A 19,673-nucleotide genomic window follows, 5' to 3' on the forward strand; every position below is an offset into this window, starting at 1 on the left:
TCGCCATGTAATGGGCTTTCCTCATCGCAGACTACTCAGTACGAAAGCTCCGTCAGCCAGCACGTCATCGGGGCCATGCCCCCTTAACATCCGTCGCTGACCTTCCCCGGTTCACCTGTCTGGACTCAGACATACTGAGGAGGCTGCCTATCGCACTCTTTACCCTTGCTTGCCGCAAGTTGGCAGAAGTCAGTAGCCCGAGAGTGACGGGCGCTGCTGTCCCGGTATTTTGCCTACATATCAAAACATCTTTGACTGACAGTGCACACCTGTCACTGACAGTCCCTTCTGCACGGCCTGACAGATCACATAGGCCGTGGTGACGTTTTCAACCCACAGAGGCGGATTAACGGGTTCATGTTCTTCAGCCTTTCATTACTTAACCTTGATGATCATCTTGGCTGAGTGATCTCGCCTCAATCCCGATTGTCAGCGGGTTAAATCACCCTTCAGGCATGCCGCAGGCCACTGCCGCTCAGGTTCTCCACCGTCACACCCGGTGGGATTGTTTGGCTTCTCGTCATGAGTTACTGGCTCAATATTCCAGATAGACTCGTGGTTCATTTGAGCATCCGTGCTCGTCTTAGACTCCGGGCCACACTATAGGTAATATCCGTTACCCAGACCTGATTGGGTTTCACAACCGTGAACTCCCGCTGCAGAAGGTTAGGTGCTATCAGTGACGGACGTCCTCTGTTTCCACGTGGTATCTTGTAACCGGCGTTGTTGAATAAATCGAACATTTGGCCGGGACGAGGATTAGATCACTCTCCTTCTGTCAAAATAGCGACATTCCGTGGCCCAGCAAAAGTTCAATATCACCAACTGAAAGGCTTACAACAACGCCCTTATCGCTCGGGGTTCACTCACTTTCTCGGTGGATGAAACGGCACTTCACGCCTGGTACTGCGAGGCAAAACCTTCTCTGCGTGGTCGCCCACCACATTATTCCGATATGGCAATCACCAGCGTATTGATGCTGAAACGGATTTTCGGCCTGACACTTCGCGCCCTACAGGGCTTCTTCGATTCCATTGTCACACTGATCAAAGTGCCGTTGAACTGCCCGGACGACACCTGCATCAGTAAGCGGGCGAAGTCCGGCCATGTCCCGTTTAAAACCCCAACGCCGGGTGAAATTGCGCACCTCGTTATCGACTCTAGCGGGCTCAACGTGTTGGGTGAAGGCGAGTGGATGGCAAAAAAATACGGTCAGGAAAAACGGCGGATCTGGCGAAAACTGCATTTGGCCGTAGATACAGAAACACATGAGGTCATCTGTACTGACCTTTCCTTGAGCAATGTCACCGATACCGAAGCCTTCCCAGGTCTCATCAGCCAGAGGTACCGTAAAATCAAAGTCGCCTCGGCGGATCCGGCTTAGGATACGCGAGTGTGTGATGATGAGTTAAGGGGCAAGAAGCTCAAGGCGTTAATATCGCCCAGCAGCGGAGCCCGTTACTGGTCGGCAGACTATGCAGAGCGAAATCAAGCGGTGGCGAACCAGCGCGTTACCGGAGACAACACACGGCGGAAAAGTATCACAGGCTACCACCGACGTTCGATAGCGGCAACAGCGAGGTACAGAGTAAAACAGCTATGTGGTGGTCACCTGTCGCGGCGAGATTATGATGGGCAAGTTGCAGAGGCGCTGGCCATGATCTGTTCACTCAACAAGATGCCGCTCGCCGGTATGCTAGAAAGTGTACGCCTTGCCTGAAAGATGCCAATTCACGGGACTCTTTATTCCAAATCCGATTTATTCAACAATACCACATAGAAGGATGAAAAGCAGAACCAGCTCACAAGCCACTCGCAAACGTTTGCCCGCACTGTTAGAATTGCCGCGCCTTACTTCCGGCACCAATACTGGAAGCACGATTTTCAAACTGCAAACCGCCGTGGGGATCGCGCAGTGACCGATAAAACCTCTCTCAGCTATAAAGACGCAGGTGTCGATATCGATGCTGGCAACACATTGGTAGACCGCATCAAAGGTGTCGTTAAACAGACCTGTCGCCCGGAAGTGATGGGTGGCCTGGGCGGGTTTGGTGCCCTGTGTGCATTGCCACAGAAATACCGCGAACCGGTGCTGGTTTCCGGTACTGATGGTGTAGGTACTAAGCTACGTCTGGCCATGGATTTGAAACGCCACGACACCATTGGCATAGATCTGGTTGCCATGTGCGTGAACGATCTGGTGGTTCAGGGCGCTGAGCCGCTGTTCTTTCTCGATTACTATGCCACCGGCAAACTCGACGTGGACACAGCCGTCAGCGTGGTTACGGGCATCGCAGAAGGTTGCAAGCAATCTGGCTGTGCGTTGGTGGGCGGTGAAACCGCTGAAATGCCGGGTATGAACCACGGTGCAGACTATGATGTGGCTGGCTTCTGCGTAGGTGTGGTCGAGAAATCCAACATCATTGACGGCAGCTTGGTGCAGTCCGGCGATGCCCTGATCGCCCTGGGCGCTTCCGGCCCACACTCCAACGGCTACTCATTGGTGCGCAAAATCCTTGAAGTCCACAACACAGACCCCGCTACCACCCTGCTGGCAGGCAAAACGCTGGCGGATCACCTGCTAGCCCCAACCACAATTTACGTGAAATCGGTACTGGAACTTATCGAGACAGTCGAGGTACACGCCATCGCCCACCTGACCGGTGGTGGTTTTTGGGAAAATATCCCGCGCGTGCTGCCAGCAGGCATGCACGCGGTCATCGACGAAGCCAGTTGGCAATGGCCAGCAGTCTTCCATTGGTTACAGCAGGCCGGCAACGTCAGCCACCATGATATGTATCGTACTTTCAACTGCGGTGTGGGCATGGTTATTGCCCTGCCGGAAGCTGAGGTGGAAGCCGCCCTCGCGTTGCTAAATGCAACAGGGGAAAATGCGTGGAAGATCGGTAAACTGACCGCATCGGCTAGCGAGCAACAGGTAGTCATAAACGGATGAAAAATATCGTGGTGTTGGTTTCTGGTCAAGGGAGCAATCTCCAGGCACTCATTAATGCCTGCCAACTTGGGCAGATCAGTGCCAAGATCGTGGCAGTATTCAGCAATAAGGCGCAGGCTTACGGTCTTCAGCGCGCCAAAGCGGCAGGTATTGCCGCTCACGCGCTGGACGCCAACGCTTACCAGGATCGCGCGGCGTTCGACGCAGCCTTGGCCGACGTAATCGACCAATATCAGCCTGATCTGGTGGTACTGGCTGGTTATATGCGTATCCTCAGCCCGCCGTTCGTGCAGCGCTATGCTGGCCGCATGCTGAATATCCACCCTTCCCTATTGCCAAAATACCCTGGGCTGCATACCCACCGTCAGGCTATAGACAATGGCGATAGCAAACACGGCACCTCGGTGCATTTCGTGACCGAAAAGCTCGACGGCGGCCCGGTGATCCTACAGGCCAAGGTGCCTATAGTCCCCGGTGACGAAGAAGATGATGTGATCGCGCGGATACAGGCTAAGGAACACACCCTATATCCATTGGTGGCGAATTGGTTTGTCACTGGTCGGCTGGTGATGCGTGAAAACGCCGCATGGCTGGACGGTGAGCACCTACCCGCACCAGGACATGCCGCTGACTGAACGCGGCAATCTGCCCCCATATTTTTTTCGCCATAAGTCGTTCCCTGAAGTTATACTTTGTACAATTTCGTGATTAAAGAGGAACACAGATGTCCAGCTCTACTAGCTTCAGGCTACGCCCATTGCGTTCGTCCACCAGATGGAAAACAACGCCAGTGTGATGCGTTATTGGTTTGGAGAGCCCTATGAAGCCTTTATGTATGGAGCTTTCCGATCTCTACAATAAACACATCCACGATCAGAGCGAACGGCGTTTTATCATCGAACACCAAAGCAGCAAAGTCGGGTTGGTGGAACTGGTGGAAATCAATCACATCCACCGCCGTGCAGAATTCCAGATTATCATAGATCCAACGCACCAAGGCAAAGGCTACGCCAGTAGTGCCGTCCGCCTGGCGATGGATTACGGCTTCTCGGTGTACAACCTGTACCTGATTGTCAATTAAGGAAAACGCAAAGGCGGATCCATATCTACAGCAAATTGGGGTTTAACGTAGAAGGGGCGTTGTTGAATAAATCCAACTTTTGGCTGGGACGAGGATCAGATCACTCTCCTTCTTTCAAAATAGCGACATTCCGTGGCCCAGCAAAAGTTCAACATCACCAACTGGAAGGCTTAAAACAACGCCATTATCACTCGGGGTTTACTCACTTGCTGGGGGGATGAAACGGCACTTCACGCCTGGTACTGCGAGGCAAAACCTTCTCTGCGTGGTCGCCCACCACATTATTCCGATATGGCAATCACCAGCGTATTGATGCTGAAACGGATTTTCGGCCTGACACTTCGCGCCCTCCAGGGCTTCGTCGACTCCATTGTCACACTGATCAAAGTGCCGTTGAACTGCCCGGACGACACCTGCATCAGTAAGCGGGCAAAGTCCGGCCATGTCCCGTTTCCCGTTTAAAACCCCAACGCCGGGTGAAAGTGCGCACCTCGTTATCGACTCTAGCGGGCTCAACGTGTTGGGTTAAGGGGAGTGGAAGGTAAAAAAACACGGTCAGGAAAAACGGCGGATCTGGCGAAAACTGCATTTGGCCGTAGATACAGAAACACATGAGGTCATCTGTGCTGACCTTTCTTTGAGCAATGTCACCGATACCGAAGCCTTCCCAGGTCTCATCCGTCAGAGGTACCGTAAAATCAAAGTCGCCTCGGCGGATCGGGCTCTCGATACGCGAGTGTGTCATAATGAGGGAAGGCGTGCTTCAGCATCAATATGGCCCTACCCTTCGTCGCTCTCATCCAGTGAGTGGGCAACCTGGCAGAACGCATTGGCAATAACGATGGGAAAAAACGGCGGAGATAGAGCCGCCATCACTGCGGTTAGAACGCAGTGGTGTCCTTGAAAAGGCCCACTTTCAGATCGCTGGCAGTGTAAATAACCTGACCATCGACCAGCACTTCACCATCGGCCACGCCCATAATCAGCTTACGGGTAATCACGCGTTTAAAGTTAATGCGATAAGCGACCTTTTGTGCCGTCGGTAGAATCTGTCCAGCGAATTTAACTTCACCTACACCGAGCGCGCGTCCTTTTCCTTCACCACCGAGCCATCCGAGATAGAAGCCAACCAACTGCCACATCGCGTCAAGACCCAGACAGCCCGGCATCACAGGATCACCAATGAAATGGCAGCCAAAGAACCATAACTCTGGATTGATATCCAGTTCCGCTTCCACATAGCCTTTGTTGTGGCTGCCACCGTCTTCAGTCATTTTCACCACACGGTCAAGCATCAACATGTTACCTGCTGGTAACAGTGGGCCACCAGCGCTAAACAGTTCGCCACGGCCGGATGCTTCGAGGTCTTCTTTCGTATAGGAGTTGCGTTTATCTACCATGTTCTCAATAAACCTTATTGTAATGAAGGGCGTAGTTTAGCTAACAGGTGTACGCCTTGAACCAAACTGAGCCAACGAAGTGGCCATGGCCAACAGCGGCGTTCCTGCGGATTCACTTGCGAAATTCGTTGGTGAATGGCTGCTAATAGATTTGGTTGCTGTTCATCAGAGTAGGCGTAACCGGTGAGTAATGGCAACGCCTCTGCAACGCTATTGACGGCCCACAAATGAAATTTTCCCTCACGCGCTGCATTAACCACGTCTTGACGTAGACACAAATGGCGCACATTGGTGGCCGGTAGAATCACGCCTTGCTTACCGGTTAGGCCACGGCGTAGACAAACTTCAAAGAAGCCTTCAACTTTTTCATTAACGCCACCGATTGGCTGCACGTTGCCGAATTGGTCGACGGAGCCGGTAACCGCAATCTGCTGGTTGATAGGTTGCTGAGACAGAGCGCTAATCAAGGCGCACAGCTCGGCCAGTGAGGCACTGTCGCCATCCACTTCGCCATAAGATTGCTCAAATACGATAGAGGCGGAGAAAGGCAGTGGGTGGTCTAGTTCCAGTTCGGAAATCAGGAAGGCCTGCATAATCATCATGCCTTTTGCATGCAGATTACCGCCGAGTTCAGCTTTACGCTCAACATCAGTGAATTCGCCATCACCGAGGTGCACAACGCAGCTTATACGTGACGGTTCGCCGAAACTGCGTGGATGGCCTGGATAATCCAGTATGGAAAGCCCGTTAATCTGGCCAACTGTTTCGCCTTCTGTTTCGATCAGGATTTGGCCCAACTCAATCTCACGCTGCATGCGTTCCGCGAGATAACTTTCACGCCAATCTCGTGCACTCAGCGCAGCCTTGAAGGCTTTGGCTGTAATGACGTTTTCTTTGGTATATAGCGCAGCCTCAGCAAGCTGCTGACTAATCCACAGTGAGGACAATGGCAGAATGCCTTGATCACCGCTGTAGCGCACTGCGTGAGTCATCAGAAGTGGCCAAGCGTCACCAGCCAACGTCGGCAACTGCTGCTCTACGATCACGCTATTAACGTAGCCACACCACTGTGACATATCGCCGATATCGTTGAGTTGCAGACAATCTTCGTATTCTCCGTAGATTGCTTGCTTACTAAGCTCAGGTTCGATATCGTGAAAATCAGCTAGCCCGTGACGATCACCTACCACGATCAAACGCAGTTCCAGCGGTATGGGCGGAATGGTGATCGGCAATGGGCGCGTTTCATCCGGGGAAACCCAGTGGAACTGGCGCTGTGTGATCATCTGCTTCAGCCTCAACCATAGCAGTGGCTGAGCCAATAGTGAACGGACAGAAAGGATCAACACACCGTCATTGGCCTGATGCACCAGACCCGGCTGTAGGCTGATCTCATTATTATGGAATCTGACACAGCCAAAAAGTTGTTCCGGCTCTACCCAATCCTGGAATACGCAGCTACCGCTAGTGGCGAAAGGTTCGTCTCCGTGACTGGCAGCTTCAACGCTAACCTTACTGCCCTGGATCACATAATGGATGCCTTTGCTGGCGGTTTTCTGTGGGTGGAGTTGCTGCACCGCACGAGCGATCAGCGCCAGATATTCTCGTATTTCTTGCGCTTTCAGCAGCATGAAACGCAGTGGTGACTGCGGACGGCAAAATAGCGCCAGCGCATTTTCTAGCCGGGGCTGAATAGCCGCAAAGGGCACGGGTGCCAACTGATAGGAGGTATCAAATATCGCCTGATAAGGCGTTACGTCCGGCAACAGAGATTGCCATTCAAGTCGGTTGTTGGTCAAAGTGTTAGATGCAATCGTTAAAAAGGGAAAGAGCGATTATACAAGAATAACGGTAGCTTAATATATGCAGAGTAGTTGTTGGTGAAAGGGAGTTTGATATCTTGTGGTTACTGCTGCTCAGTGTATTGCCGTCTGATCGATATCGGCCCACCACCGCAAAAATAACTCGGTGTCCACAGAATACCTTTGTAGTAATAGCGCTGGGCTATGTCGGGGCGGTCACGGCAAAGCAGTCTGCTAGAAACGCCTTTAAGACTGTTGACCAAGTTTGATATTGCCAGCTTTGGCGGGTAGTTAATCAGCAAATGCACGTGATCGCATTCACCATCCATCTCGACCAGCTCAACATCAAAGTCAGCACATACGCTAGAAAAGTAGCAGCGCAGCTTTTCTATGGCATCCTGATCAGATATTTTTCGTCGATACTTGGCAACGAATACCAAGTGAACATGCATCAGGAAAATGCAGTGTCTTCCTCGGCAAATATCGGTTTCTTTTGTCACAGACCAGAGTATTATAGTAATAATGAAACGACTTCAAGCCTTCAAATTTCAGTTAAGACCAATACGAAAATGACCTCATGGCTCATTAATTGGAAATCCGATCCTGAAACACAATGGCTTAAAGAATCTCCATTGCAGACGTTGCAGCAGTCACTGAAAGATTTAGAGCGCGGCTACAATAATTTCTTCCAGAAGCGTGCAGCATTCCCCCGTTTAAAAAAACGCGTGCAGAATGGTGCATTGCGCTACCCACAAGGTGTGAAGCTCAATCAAGCCAATAGTCGTATATCGTTGCCAAAGTTGGGATGGATACGCTACCGCAACAGCCGCGAAATTATAGGTGAAGTGAAAAATGTCACCATCAGCCAGTCATGCAGCAAATGGTACGTCAGCATCCAGACAGCATACGAAGTTACTGAACCCGTTCATAACTCAGCGTCAATGGTCGGAGTGGATGCCGGAGTCACCAAACTCGCTACGCTTTCAGATGGCACGGTATACCCGCCCGTCAACAGCTTCAAAACAAGCCAGCACAAGCTGGCAATACTTCAGCGTCAGTTAAGCAGAAAGGTAAAATTCAGCGCCAACTGGCAGAAACATAAGCGAAAAATCCAGCATCTACACTCGCACATTGCCAATATTCGGCGCGACTACCTTCATAAAATCACCAGTGAAATCTGCAAAAACCACGCAATGATCGTCATTGAAGACTTGAAGGTCAGTAACATGTCAAAGTCGGCAACAGGCACGGCAGAGCAGCACGGGCGAAACGTCAGAGCTAGATCAGGCTTAAACCGCTCGATACTGGTCAGGGATGGTATGAAATGCGTCGTCAACTTGAGTACAAGCAGCTCTGGCGAAGAGCACAGGTACTAGCAGTATCTGCGGCATATACCAGCCAGCGGGGTGCATGCTGCGGTCATACAGCGAAAGAAAACCGCCTGTCGCAAAGTAAATTTGTGTGTCAGATATGTGGATACACCACGAACGCCAATGGAGGGATAGTGCAGTCAGACCCCGCCCGTTGAAGCAGGAACCCACCCAGGCGAGTCAGCTTTCGGTCTGAACGCTGTAGGAATCCCCGTCCTTTAGGCCGGAAGGACGTCAAGATGTTCAAGATTGACTACAATAGCTACCGTTCGGTAGCCAGCTTCAATCAACGCGTACGCTTTCTGGTGATGCATTATACGGCACAGAATTTTGTCAATTCCGTGAAATTTTTGACCGGCAAATCAGTTAGCGCCCATTATCTGGTACCCGATCCGACGGATACCAGCTACCAGGCTGCGGGTTTCAACGGCGTGCGCATCTTCAACTTGGTGGATGAGAATGAACGCGCCTGGCACGCTGGGGCCAGTAAGTGGGGTAACTGCAATAACCTCAACGACACATCGATTGGTATCGAGATCGTTAACCTGGCGAGCGGCAATGGGGAATACATCACCTTCCCATACTTTAATCCACAGCAGATTGAAGCGGCAACCCAGCTCGCGCAAAACATCCTGCAACGCTATCCGTACATCACCCCGGTCAACGTGGTGGCACACTCCGATATCGCACTAGGTCGCAAGAGCGATCCTGGCCCGCAGTTCCCTTGGCGGCAGTTGTATCATGCAGGGGTAGGGGCCTGGTATGACGAAGCCACGAAGCAAAAGTACCAGCAAAACTATGGTAGCCATGGCCTGCCTGCACAGCAACAACTGCTGACGCTGTTCGCCAAATACGGTTACGATATCTCGGCTGCGACCGGTGCTGAAGGTTATCGCCAACTGGTACGTGCTTTCCAGTTACATTTCCGTCAGAAGAGATACGATGGTGTGATGGACGTAGAAACCGCTGCTATTCTGCGCGCCCTGTTAGATAAGTACGCTGCTGAAGGGCTTTATGGCGAATGAGGGACTCCTGATTCGCCTTTTCTCCTTGGACGGGTGGGTACAATCGGTAGGATAAGGCATTCAAGGTTGTGCCTGACCGCCTCAAAGCTGTATCGTTGTACCACAGTGGCCGTGAGAAAATGAATCTGTATATGACTAAAGCAAGGGTATAAAAAGGGTATAAAGATGGATAATTAAAATAAAGCGAGTTTTCAGAAAATTCTGGAATTTGTGCGTATGTTACGACGTAAAAATAAGTTGCAACGCGAAATCGACGACAATGAAAAGAAAATTCGTGATAACCATAAGCGTGTACTGCTGCTTGACAACCTCAGTGAGTACATCAAGCCTGGTATGAATATGAGCATTGATGACATTCAGGCTATCATCGCCAGCATGCGCTGTGACTATGAAGAACGCGTTGATGACTACATCATCAAAAATGCCGATCTATCTATCTAAAGAGTGCTGCTAACTTAATGAAATTAATTAATTGTTATTCATACTAATGTGTGCTTGGTACGTTTTTTGGTACATACCCCACATCGAGAAGGGCGAGGCTTCCTAATCCGGCGTGGGGACTGATAAAGTGGTTGAACAAAAAAATGTTAAGCCTCGTAAAAAAATTTTAACAAGGTGTTTGGATGAATGAACTGGAAAATATGTTTATAAAAGTGAAGTCTGACTGCGTCAAAAGAAACGCTTTCTTTGTAGCCTTCATTATGTTAATAGTAATTTTACCCATTGGTTTCGTCAATGAAAAGTCGGCAAGAGTGGCTTTCTATTTATGCGGATATATTTCTATACTGGGAATTTTATTGGATTATAAAAATATTAAGTGGATCATCTTAAACAACAAGCAATTCTATCCTTTTTTAGCACTTTCAATACTTTTCTTTTCATGGTCTGTTATTTGTACATTTCATGAATACCCAAAAAAATCCCAGGGAACATTGTTTACTCCAGCTAAGCGCTGGCTACTATCCTATATAATAAGTATTTTCCTAATTTCAAACCTCAATAAAATCATATCTGATAGAAGAGTTTTTTCTAAACTTGCGTTTATTTCCTTATTTTCGTCATTTGTTATATCAAGCGGATATGGAATTATGCAAAGCTATAATGGTATAGATAGAATCTTACTAGGTATTGACCGTGCCACATTGACAGCATATATTTATAGCGCACTATCATTGACTGTAATATCGATTCTTTCGAGGATTGAAAAACCTTCATGCCGATGGCCTTTGCTAATTCCGTCATGGCTAATCTCGGTTTATGTTATAATTGCCACTGGAACCCGTTCCGCCACTTTAATTCACACGCTCATATCTCTCAGCATTATTTTAAGTGCAGCATGGAAAAACAAAAGTGTATTATCAAAAACAATGTTTTTATTTTTTTTAATTGCTTTATTTTTTTCTGTTATTTGCATAAATAAAACCACGATACAACATCAAGCCGAAATGGTAGTAAAAGAGATATTTAGCTACTCTCACGGTAATGATCACACCTCCCTCGGTTCTCGTTTTACACTATGGAAGACAGGACTGATTGCATTCCACGAACAGCCATTTGGACAAACTCAATTACATAGAAATAGGATAATAAAGGACTATCTTAACAGTGTAAACCCTAATTCTTTTGCTCTAGAATATATTGACGTACACTTACATAATGAGCTTATACAGTATATTTCAATTTTCGGAATTTTTGGTGCTGTAATTTTGCTTTACTTCTATATCTCATTAATTTTTAAATTTTTTCTAAAAAAATCTATGGTTTTAATTGTAGTAACAGCTTTACTTTATGGTTTAACCGACTTACTCTTAACTTCTATCGAGTATATTACTCTATTTTCAGCACTGTTCATCCTAAATAATATTTACAGATAAAGGAATGGAATATGGAATCCAAAAAACTTAACTCCATAATAAAAATTTATATCATCAACCTTCCTGAGCATAAAGATAGATTGGAACTCATGACTAAATAAATGGAGAATTTGGATATTCCATTTGGGATAATTGTAGGTTTCAATGGGGAAAAAATTAAAGATGCAGATGGCGTTGTTGAATAAATCGAACTTTTGGCCAGGACGAGGATCAGATCACTCTCCTTCTGTCAACATAAAGTGCCGTTGAATTGCCCGGACGACACCTGCATCAGTAAGCGGGCGAAGTCCGGCCATGTCCCGTTTAAAACCCCAACGCCGGGTGAAATTGCGCACCTCGTTATCGACTCTAGCGGGCTCAACGTGTTGGGTGAAGGGGAGTGGATGGCAAAAAAACACGGTCAGGAAAAACGGCGTATCTGGCGAAAACTGCATTTGGCCGTAGATACAGCAACACATGAGGTCATCTGTGCTGACCTTTCCTTGAGCAATGTCACCGATACCGAAGCCTTCCCAGGTCTCATCCGTCAGAGGTACCGTAAAATCAAAGTCGCCTCAGCGGATCGGGCTTAGGATACGCGAGTGTGTGATGATGAGTTAAGGGGCAAGAAGCTCAAGGCGTTAATACCGCCCAGCAGCGGAGCCGGTTATTGGTCGGCAGACTATGCAGAGCAAAATCAAGCGGTGGTGAACTAGCGCGTTACCGGAGACAACACACGGTGGATATGATAGGCTACCACCGACGTTCGATAGCGGCAACAGCGAGGTACAGAGTAAAGCAGCTATTTGTTGGTCACCTGTCGCTGCGAGATTATGATGGGCAAGTTGCAGAGGCGCTGGCCATGATATGTTCACTAAACAAGATGCCGCTCGCCGGTATGCCAGAAAGTGTACGCCTTGCCTGAAAGATGCCCATTCACGGGACTCTTTATTCCAAATCCGATTTATTCAACAACGCCTAAAAAAACATCTAAATGGTATGTTGAAGTTCACCCTAAGTAAAATTACATTTTTAATAAAAATGTATTATATTTTTTGGTGCAGTGCAATAGGTGCGGTGCAATATTTGTGTGATTCGATGCAATACAGGGGCTTAAGAAATCAAAGCTTGCAAAAGAGGCCTCTCAGATGGTAAAGATTTATACTGCGTCACACTAAAATGGCAGGTGAAGCATTCATTGCATTAACATAAGCCTGTATCAAATAATTAAGTATTCTCTTCGTTGCACGGTGGTTAAATGTGGGGAAGAGAGTCTCTAAGGAATTTTGGTTATGAAAAATGTAAAAATTAGCCTTGCATGGCAAATACTGATAGCGTTGGTGTTAGGTATTATTGTCGGTGCGATATTGCATAATCAGGCCGAGTCGCGTGAGTGGTTGGTCAGCAATATTCTCAGCCCTGCAGGCGATATTTTTATTCGTCTGATTAAAATGATTGTCGTGCCGATTGTTATTTCCACGTTGATCGTCGGCATTGCTGGGGTAGGAGATGCGAAGAAGTTAGGGCGCATCGGATTAAAAACGATTATATATTTCGAAGTGATCACCACGATCGCCATAGTGGTAGGATTAACACTGGCCAATTTTTTTCAACCCGGTCACGGCATCGATATGTCGACGCTGACCACAGTGGATATCCCGCAGTACGAGAAAACCACCGAGCATGTGCAGAGTGGTTCGCATAGTCTGGTGGTCACCATCCTGTCGTTGATCCCGTCTAACATCTTCTCATCAATGGTCAACGGGGACATACTGCCGCTCATCTTCTTCTCGGTGTTATTTGGCCTAGGGTTGTCTTCATTGCCGAAGGAAACCAAAGACCCGTTCCTGAAGATGTTTAAAGCGGTTTCAGAGAGCATGTTCAAGGTCACCCACATGGTTATGCTTTACGCGCCAATCGGGGTGTTTGGCTTAATCTCGGTGACGGTGGCGAACTTCGGCTTCACCTCGCTGTTGCCGTTGGCTAAATTGGTGCTCCTGGTGTATTTCGCCCTCGCCTTTTTTGCTTTCGTGATATTGGGCGTAGTCGCGCGTTTATGCAACCTACGCATCTGGATGCTGATCCGCATTCTGAAGGATGAATTGATCCTAGCCTACTCTACCGCCAGTTCAGAAACGGTGCTGCCGCGCATCATTGAAAAGATGGAGGCTTATGGCGCGCCTAAGTCGATCGTCAGCTTTGTGGTGCCTACCGGATATTCCTTCAACCTGGACGGATCAACCCTGTATCAAAGCATTACCGCTATCTTTATTGCACAGCTGTATGGGATTGAGCTGTCGCTGGGCCATGAAATCATCTTGGTACTGACCTTGATGGTAACCTCAAAGGGTATTGCGGGTGTACCTGGCGTTTCCTTTGTGGTATTGTTTGCCACATTAGGCAGCGTTGGTATCCCGTTGGAAGGGCTGGCGTTTATCGCTGGTGTTGACCGTATCCTCGATATGGCGCGTACCGCTTTAAACGTGGTGGGTAACGCATTGGCGGCGCTGGTCATTGCTAAGTGGGAGCACCAGTTCGATCGCAAGAAGGCGCTGGCTTATGAGCAGGAACTCCTCTCAGATAAAGCTAAATCGGCCAGTTAGCCTTAATCCGCGAACGCCACCAGCCTCACTCTGGGGGCGTTTTGTTATCCGCTATTCCCTCATTGAAAACTGAGCGGAGGTCGGCATGAAAAGGGGTAATGCCTCTTTTCGTTGGTTTATGGCTATGAGACAGGCCAGTTAATGCTAAGGTAATATGTTCGGCCCGGTTCGTTGTAGGTAGCCACACCTGCACCGGCAATGTTAATTAAGCCGGTTGTTAGGTTACCGGTGTTCTGCGCGTTGCCGGCGCGGAACTGGCGTTTGTCGAACAGTTTCTCGATCCCTGCGGTGACGCTGACGTTTTCAGTCAGGTTATAGCTGGCGCTGGCCCCCCACAATTGCGTAAGGGCTGACTTCGCGTTTTTCAGATCCAGTAAGTGGGTTTGCCCTGATAATTGTACTTTTTAGGCTTTTGCCGACAGTACCAAGTCAGAGTAGATTGTATCAACAAATTCTCGGTGGCCTGCCAGCTCAGGGTCGAGTTGATGGTGAACTTGGAGATCACCGAGAGGTAATAGCCGGTGCTCTTGTTCTAGTTTTCGATCATGTAGGTGGCGTTGTTGCTCCAGGAGACGCTCTCGCTAACAGGCACGTTCAGCGTACCTTCCAGACCTTGAACTACCCCGCTTTCAGATTGTCGTTGCCAATCAGGTAACAGCCATTGACGATATCGCTGCCCACGCAACCTTTGCCTTGGCTGTACAGCAAATAATTTTTGTTGGTCTGGAATAGGTTAGGTGTCTTATAGGTGCGGGCGATGCCCATTTTCTGGGTGAAGTTGTCGCCCACTTCCTGCGATAAGTTCAGTTATGGACTCCAGTTCTTACAAGCCTTGGAGTGCACATCGTAACGCAGGCCCGGCGTCAACATAGTACTGTCGATCAGTTCCAGATTGTCTTCGGCGAACAGCGAGAAGACATGAGCAGAAGCATAAGGGCTACGAGTGCCGGTCTCTCGGCTGGGTAAAGTTCCTCCCCCAGCTTTTGACTGGCTGACGATGTATCTTTCATATGCTGCTGGTTCCACTAGGTACCCAGAGCAGCGGTTTGTGTTACGCCGAGTTCGAGCGGTATATTGACTTCACTGTGTGCTAGGAAACTGTCCAGTTTAGTGGTCATGAAACCAGGATCTTTGAGATTAAAGATGCCCTCGGTGCCACCGGCCAACCCTTCGTTCAGGCCGGTATTGCGGGTGTGCTCAAATTGCACGTAGTTGTTGGTGCTGATGCCATTGTCTCCGGCACCGTGGTAGTTCAAACCGCAGTTTTCGCGATAAATGCGGTTGGTCTCTTTACCGTAGTTACTTTGCACCAGCGCATTGGTGTTGGTGTTCTGGGTATCCCCGGCAACAAATTGCCCTGGCGGCCATAGGCATATTCGAATCCAGCGACTGCAAATGGGCTAAGTCCCAGTGAAGCAGTGCATCAATGTTTTTATCGATGACGCCTGCGTGCCCGGCGGGAATACTATTGATATGGGTAGATGCACGTTCAGATTTATAGGGTGCATTGATATCCCATGCATCGGCCTGCCTTTTGCTCTAGCCGCCAAACAGACGGAAACTCAATTAATCACTCAATGGGCCGGATAGGCTGAAGTCGGTGTGCTTAGCGGCACCTTCCTGCTTATGCTGGGGTAGGTTGAAATAGCCGTTCAGCGTACCATGTAATGCGTTGCTGGTCTTCTTGATGATGATATTGATCACGCCGCCAGCAGCACCAGTGCCGTAACGCTCTGCTGCGGGGCTGCGCAGCACATCAATGCGTTCGATCATTTTAGGCGATACCCAGGCGGTATCACCGCGTGTATCATGCTCTCCGCGCCAGCCTTGACGCACCGAGTTGCGGCTAGAGGCGGGTTTTCCGTCGATCAGGATAAAGGTATTTTCTGGCCTCATGCCGCGAATATCGATCTGGCGGTTGTTGCCACGTTGGCCACTGGTGGCGTTGCCCGTCAGGTTAACCCCTAGCATGGTGCGGATCAATTCGTTAATATCACGCGCTGGCGGGCGTTTCTTTATGTCTTCTGCGGTGATGGTGGCAACCCCTGGTGCCTGCAAGTTCTGCCTGGTAGCGGTCACCACGATGGTGTCTTCCACTCGTAGTAATAGGTATTTTCTTCGGTGGTGGTGGTGTCTGTCTGTCTGCTGCGTGGCGTTGGCCATCGCTGATGTTAGCCCTAACCCAAAATGATAGTGGCTAAAGAATAACGAGATAATGTGCTGTTCATTGGTGTGTCCTACGTTGCTGCTATAACCCGCGCTAAGCGGGAAGAGTAGTTGTAGTTATTGCGTGGTTGAGGCATTAAAAAACCAGCCGCGGCAGGGGATATAACCTTATGTATCTAGCATCCCTCGCCATTGTGCAATTTCTGCACAGCTTCCAAGGCTAATACAATATTATAAATGCGAATAATGATCAATATTATTCTTCTCATTGCGTTACATTGCGTCTAGGCTAGTTCTCCTAATCGTTACGGATAAGACCAATGTTTATCTGAACCGCCAACGACAAAATAGACAGGTATTGTGAATATAGAAAGCAGCAAATTATTGGCCAGCCCCCGTGCCGGTAGCCCCGGCTGGTGGTTGCAAGTGGTTCGTCGCGGCACCCCGTGGATGGAACCAGCGGAGAATAACCGATGACGAGTGACGTTTTTCTGGCGTGATCCCTAGGGATGCGAGTTAACTTCAAACTGCCAGCGGATATGGGTGCACATTAACTGCCTGACTAACCATCATCAGCCGAATCCACAACAGGGCTTGCAACGTCTGAATGGTACCGACGTCTGGTATTTGCAGACAGAGCTGAATGGTGACTAGCGTAGCAGTTACTGTTTTATTCCCTGCTTTGATGAGTGTCTGCCAGAGCTCAGCGGCGATGACGCCGACTGCAACATGCACAACATGCGCCACTGGTGGTATCAGGTGTTTGCCAGCACCACGCATGATCTACTCAATCCTCGCCGTGCTTGGTCGGGTACTAGCGGCCACTTTCTCTCCGGCCTGCATCTGCCGGAAGCGCAGCCACAGCCTGAATGGAGCGCATTCGATGAGTATGAGATCACCAGCGGGGCGTTGTACGCCAGCACCGCCATAGCACGTCAGCAACATCATAACTTGGCGCAATGAGCGGCTGGGCAACAGCCGCAACGTCTGGATCTATTGGATCTATACCACCGGTGATAGCCAGCCAACCAAACGCCCACTAGCTATTCTGCTCGATGGGCAATTCTGGGCGCAGCAGATACCGGTGAGGGAACCGCTGATGCAACTGACACGCGGGGGCGAGTTGCCGCAAGCGGTATATGTGCTGATCGATATTATCGATCTGAAGCAGCGTGCGCGCGAACTGACCTGCAAGAATATTTCTGGTTGGCAGTACAGGAAGAACTGATGCCTCAGGTGGCCGAACGGGCGTCATACAGCGACAGCCCCGCCAGCATAGTAGTAGCGGGGCAGAGCTTCGGTGGGCAGTCTTCCCTGTATGCCGGGTTGCGTTGGCCACAGCGCGACATGCTACAGCATCCGACCATGCCGGACGATGCTGGTTGGTTGATACAACATGGTTTGGGTCATTCAGGTGCGCTGAAAGTGTTTATAGAAGCTGGCTGGCGTTTTTGAATAAATCGGATTTGGAATAAAGAGTCCCCTGAATGGGCATCTTTCAGGCAAGGCGTACACTTTCTGGCATACCGGCGAGCGGCATCTTGTTTAGTGAACATATCATGGCCAGCGCCTCTGCAACTTGCCCATCATAATCTCGCAGCGACAGGTGACCAACAAATAGCTGCTTTACTCTGTACCTCGCTGTTGCCGCTATCGAACGTCGGTGGTAGCCTATCATATCCACCGTGTGTTGTCTCCGGTAACGCGCTAGTTCACCACCGCTTGATTTTGCTCTGCATAGTCTGCCGACCAATAACCGGCTCCGCTGCTGGGCGGTATTAACGCCTTGAGCTTCTTGCCCCTTAACTCATCATCACACACTCGCGTATCCTAAGCCCGATCCGCTGAGGCGACTTTGATTTTACGGTACCTCTGACGGATGAGACCTGGGAAGGCTGCGGTATCGGTGACATTGCTCAAGGAAAGGTCAGCACAGATGACCTCATGTGTTGCTGTATCTACGGCCAAATGCAGTTTTCGCCAGATACGCCGTTTTTCCTGACCGTGTTTTTTTACCTTACACTCGTCTTCACCCAACACGTTGAGCCCGTTAGAGTCGATAACGAGGTGCGCAATTTCACCCAGCGTTGGGGTTTTAAACGGGACATGGCCGGACTTTGCCCGCTTACTGATGCAGGTGTCGTCCGGGCAGTTCAACGGTACTTTAATCAGTGTGACAATGGAGTCGACGAAGCCCTGGAGGGCGCGAAGTGTCAGGCCGAAAATCCGTTTCAGCATCAATACGCTGGTGATTGCCATATCAGAATAATGTGGTGGGCGACCACGCAGAGAAGGTTTTGCCTCTTAGTACCAGGCGTGAAGTGCCGTTTCATCCCCCCAGCAAGTGAGTGAATCCCGAGTGATAAGGGCGTTTTTGTAAGCCTTCCAGTTGGTGATGTTGAACTTTTGCTGGGCCACGGAATGTCGCTATGTTGACAGAAGGAGAGTAATCTGATCCTCGTCCCGGCAAAAAGTTCGATTTATTCAACAACGCCAAGAATAGGCTCTCATTCCACTATTGGGGCAAGGCTCACTCTGTTTTAGTGGTCGAGGGGATAAGATCACGCAGCCAACTCCCCCAAAGGCGCTGATAGAACTGCCAGGTATGGGTGATCAGGTAGTGACTAACTCCACGCTCTTTTTCCGACACCAAGCAAAAATCCACAGGCTCTTCGTTAGCGACCATTTCGCTCGCGACGTTGCCGACCGCGTTGATCAAGGCGTCGATCTCCGCCGGATCACCGTCCACCTCCAATCTCCAATCCCACCAACAGATTAGGCTGCTCATCCACCGCCTGATCGTGCATCAGCGTGAGGAAGGCACGGCGCACCAGTTTGCGTTGACTAAGCAATGTGTTTAGCGCCTCCACCATCGCCGTGGGATAGTCCTTCAGCTTGCCTAACAGGATTTGGCTGTCTTTATCAACATAGCGCTCTACCGGCTTGGTAACCCTGTCGGTGGCCAACAGCGTTGCTACCTCCTCGGGATAAAATTCCTTGCCGTATTCCGCCTTTGGGTTCAGGAACAAATCCGCACCCTGGATGATTTCAAACAATACCCGCGCTGGTAGCGCGATAAATGGTTGTTCACCCTCAACAGCTATTCGCAGCGCAGCCAACGAGGAGAAAAACGGAATGATGTTGCCGCCGCCATGTTTTTCCCAATGTTGAATATTGACTGGGATGTCGGCATTCAGGATAATGTCACCGTCCTGCCGCATCTGCTCGTTGTCGCCGAGGATCAGCACCGTGGCATTAAGCAGTGCGCGGAAGAACGCCGGGCGCTCGGCTTGCTCTGTCACTGCCAGCTTAAGCAGGTGTTCAAGTTCATTCTCGCTGGGTGCGACATCCTGATGATGGAAAATCATGGCAAACTCCAGAGATCAAATAGTATCGCCCAGCATGCTGGGCGATGAC

15 protein-coding genes and 10 pseudogenes are annotated in these 19,673 nt (G+C 49.6%); 17 read left to right on the forward strand and 8 right to left on the reverse strand.

Features of this window, described 5'->3' with window-relative positions:
* Positions 1–602 precede the first annotated feature (602 nt).
* Positions 603–719, reverse strand: a pseudogene (locus AACL06_RS00345) (IS3 family transposase); the annotation flags it as partial.
* Between the two features lie 4 nt (positions 720–723).
* On the opposite strand from AACL06_RS00345, the gene AACL06_RS00350 reads away from it, so the two are divergent.
* The 8 genes and pseudogenes from AACL06_RS00350 to AACL06_RS00385 form a co-directional block, all read left to right on the forward strand.
* Positions 724–885 carry a hypothetical protein gene (locus AACL06_RS00350; RefSeq protein WP_339037261.1) on the forward strand — a complete coding sequence of 54 codons (162 nt, stop codon included), beginning with the start codon at positions 724–726 and terminating at the stop codon, positions 883–885.
* Positions 851–1,720, forward strand: a pseudogene (locus AACL06_RS00355) (IS5 family transposase). The gene AACL06_RS00350 and the pseudogene AACL06_RS00355 overlap by 35 nt, the downstream one beginning before the upstream one ends.
* Positions 1,704–1,919, forward strand: coding sequence for a hypothetical protein (locus tag AACL06_RS00360; protein ID WP_339037263.1), 216 nt, complete (start codon positions 1,704–1,706; stop codon positions 1,917–1,919). Before AACL06_RS00355 ends, AACL06_RS00360 begins: the two are co-directional and overlap by 17 nt.
* Positions 1,916–2,956 (forward strand): phosphoribosylformylglycinamidine cyclo-ligase, encoded by a 1,041-nt coding sequence (purM, locus tag AACL06_RS00365; RefSeq protein ID WP_339037265.1) that lies wholly within the window; start codon positions 1,916–1,918, stop codon positions 2,954–2,956. Before AACL06_RS00360 ends, purM begins: the two co-directional genes overlap by 4 nt.
* Entirely contained in the window at positions 2,953–3,591 is a 639-nt protein-coding gene (gene purN / locus AACL06_RS00370; RefSeq protein ID WP_339037267.1) for a phosphoribosylglycinamide formyltransferase, read from the forward strand. The genes purM and purN overlap by 4 nt, the downstream gene beginning before the upstream one ends.
* A gap of 89 nt (positions 3,592–3,680) precedes the next feature.
* A pseudogene (speG, locus tag AACL06_RS00375) lies at positions 3,681–4,108 on the forward strand (spermidine N1-acetyltransferase); the annotation flags it as partial.
* Positions 4,097–4,258: a hypothetical protein gene (locus tag AACL06_RS00380; RefSeq protein ID WP_339038491.1), complete on the forward strand. Its 162-nt coding sequence runs from the start codon at positions 4,097–4,099 to the stop codon at positions 4,256–4,258. The pseudogene speG and the gene AACL06_RS00380, both read left to right, overlap by 12 nt.
* A pseudogene (locus AACL06_RS00385) lies at positions 4,221–4,848 on the forward strand (IS5 family transposase); the annotation flags it as partial. The gene AACL06_RS00380 and the pseudogene AACL06_RS00385, both read left to right, overlap by 38 nt.
* Positions 4,849–4,918: 70 nt before the next feature.
* Here AACL06_RS00385 and fabA read toward each other — a convergent pair.
* From fabA to tnpA, 3 genes are all read right to left on the reverse strand, one after another.
* Positions 4,919–5,437 carry a bifunctional 3-hydroxydecanoyl-ACP dehydratase/trans-2-decenoyl-ACP isomerase gene (gene fabA / locus AACL06_RS00390; protein ID WP_339037269.1) on the reverse strand — a complete coding sequence of 173 codons (519 nt, stop codon included), beginning with the start codon at positions 5,435–5,437 and terminating at the stop codon, positions 4,919–4,921.
* Between the two features lie 14 nt (positions 5,438–5,451).
* A complete protein-coding gene (locus AACL06_RS00395; protein WP_339037271.1) occupies positions 5,452–7,236 on the reverse strand; it encodes a Lon protease family protein in 1,785 nt (594 codons plus the stop codon).
* 107 nt (positions 7,237–7,343) lie between these two features.
* Complete coding sequence (gene tnpA / locus AACL06_RS00400; RefSeq protein WP_425336945.1) at positions 7,344–7,754, reverse strand: IS200/IS605 family transposase; 411 nt, start codon at positions 7,752–7,754, stop codon at positions 7,344–7,346.
* A gap of 51 nt (positions 7,755–7,805) precedes the next feature.
* Here tnpA and AACL06_RS00405 point away from each other — a divergent pair.
* From AACL06_RS00405 to gltP, 6 genes and pseudogenes are all read left to right on the forward strand, one after another.
* A pseudogene (locus AACL06_RS00405) lies at positions 7,806–8,805 on the forward strand (RNA-guided endonuclease InsQ/TnpB family protein); the annotation flags it as partial.
* Between the two features lie 43 nt (positions 8,806–8,848).
* Complete coding sequence (locus tag AACL06_RS00410; protein WP_339037275.1) at positions 8,849–9,634, forward strand: N-acetylmuramoyl-L-alanine amidase; 786 nt, start codon at positions 8,849–8,851, stop codon at positions 9,632–9,634.
* A 216-nt stretch (positions 9,635–9,850) separates the two neighbouring features.
* A complete protein-coding gene (locus AACL06_RS00415) occupies positions 9,851–10,075 on the forward strand; it encodes a DUF496 family protein (RefSeq protein WP_339037276.1) in 225 nt (74 codons plus the stop codon).
* Between the two features lie 182 nt (positions 10,076–10,257).
* Entirely contained in the window at positions 10,258–11,508 is a 1,251-nt protein-coding gene (locus AACL06_RS00420; RefSeq protein ID WP_339037278.1) for an O-antigen ligase family protein, read from the forward strand.
* 224 nt (positions 11,509–11,732) lie between these two features.
* A pseudogene (locus AACL06_RS00425) lies at positions 11,733–12,412 on the forward strand (IS5 family transposase); the annotation flags it as partial.
* Positions 12,413–12,779: 367 nt separating this feature from the next.
* Positions 12,780–14,090, forward strand: coding sequence for a glutamate/aspartate:proton symporter GltP (gene gltP, locus AACL06_RS00430; RefSeq protein ID WP_339037280.1), 1,311 nt, complete (start codon positions 12,780–12,782; stop codon positions 14,088–14,090).
* Positions 14,091–14,212: 122 nt separating this feature from the next.
* On the opposite strand, the pseudogene AACL06_RS00435 reads toward gltP, so the two are convergent.
* Positions 14,213–16,253, reverse strand: a pseudogene (locus AACL06_RS00435) (TonB-dependent siderophore receptor).
* 546 nt (positions 16,254–16,799) lie between these two features.
* On the opposite strand from AACL06_RS00435, the pseudogene AACL06_RS00440 reads away from it, so the two are divergent.
* The 3 genes and pseudogenes from AACL06_RS00440 (at position 16,800) to AACL06_RS10430 (ending at position 17,711) form a co-directional block, all read left to right on the forward strand.
* Positions 16,800–17,219: pseudogene (locus tag AACL06_RS00440) on the forward strand (enterochelin esterase domain-containing protein).
* Positions 17,220–17,355: 136 nt separating this feature from the next.
* Positions 17,356–17,484, forward strand: coding sequence for a hypothetical protein (locus tag AACL06_RS00445; protein WP_339037281.1), 129 nt, complete (start codon positions 17,356–17,358; stop codon positions 17,482–17,484).
* Complete coding sequence (locus AACL06_RS10430; RefSeq protein WP_425336946.1) at positions 17,484–17,711, forward strand: hypothetical protein; 228 nt, start codon at positions 17,484–17,486, stop codon at positions 17,709–17,711. Before AACL06_RS00445 ends, AACL06_RS10430 begins: the two co-directional genes overlap by 1 nt.
* A 43-nt stretch (positions 17,712–17,754) precedes the next feature.
* Here AACL06_RS10430 and AACL06_RS00450 read toward each other — a convergent pair.
* The 3 genes and pseudogenes from AACL06_RS00450 to AACL06_RS00460 all read right to left on the reverse strand — a co-directional run bounded on the left by AACL06_RS00450 (position 17,755) and on the right by AACL06_RS00460 (position 19,624).
* Positions 17,755–18,653, reverse strand: a pseudogene (locus AACL06_RS00450) (IS5 family transposase).
* Positions 18,586–18,747: a hypothetical protein gene (locus tag AACL06_RS00455; RefSeq protein ID WP_339037283.1), complete on the reverse strand. Its 162-nt coding sequence runs from the start codon at positions 18,745–18,747 to the stop codon at positions 18,586–18,588. Before AACL06_RS00455 ends, AACL06_RS00450 begins: the two are co-directional and overlap by 68 nt.
* A 39-nt stretch (positions 18,748–18,786) precedes the next feature.
* A pseudogene (locus AACL06_RS00460) lies at positions 18,787–19,624 on the reverse strand (enhanced serine sensitivity protein SseB C-terminal domain-containing protein).
* Positions 19,625–19,673: the final 49 nt, after the last annotated feature.

Origin of the sequence: Serratia symbiotica (Periphyllus acericola), assembly GCF_964019515.1 — a bacterium.
GTDB lineage: Bacteria > Pseudomonadota > Gammaproteobacteria > Enterobacterales > Enterobacteriaceae > Serratia > Serratia symbiotica_D.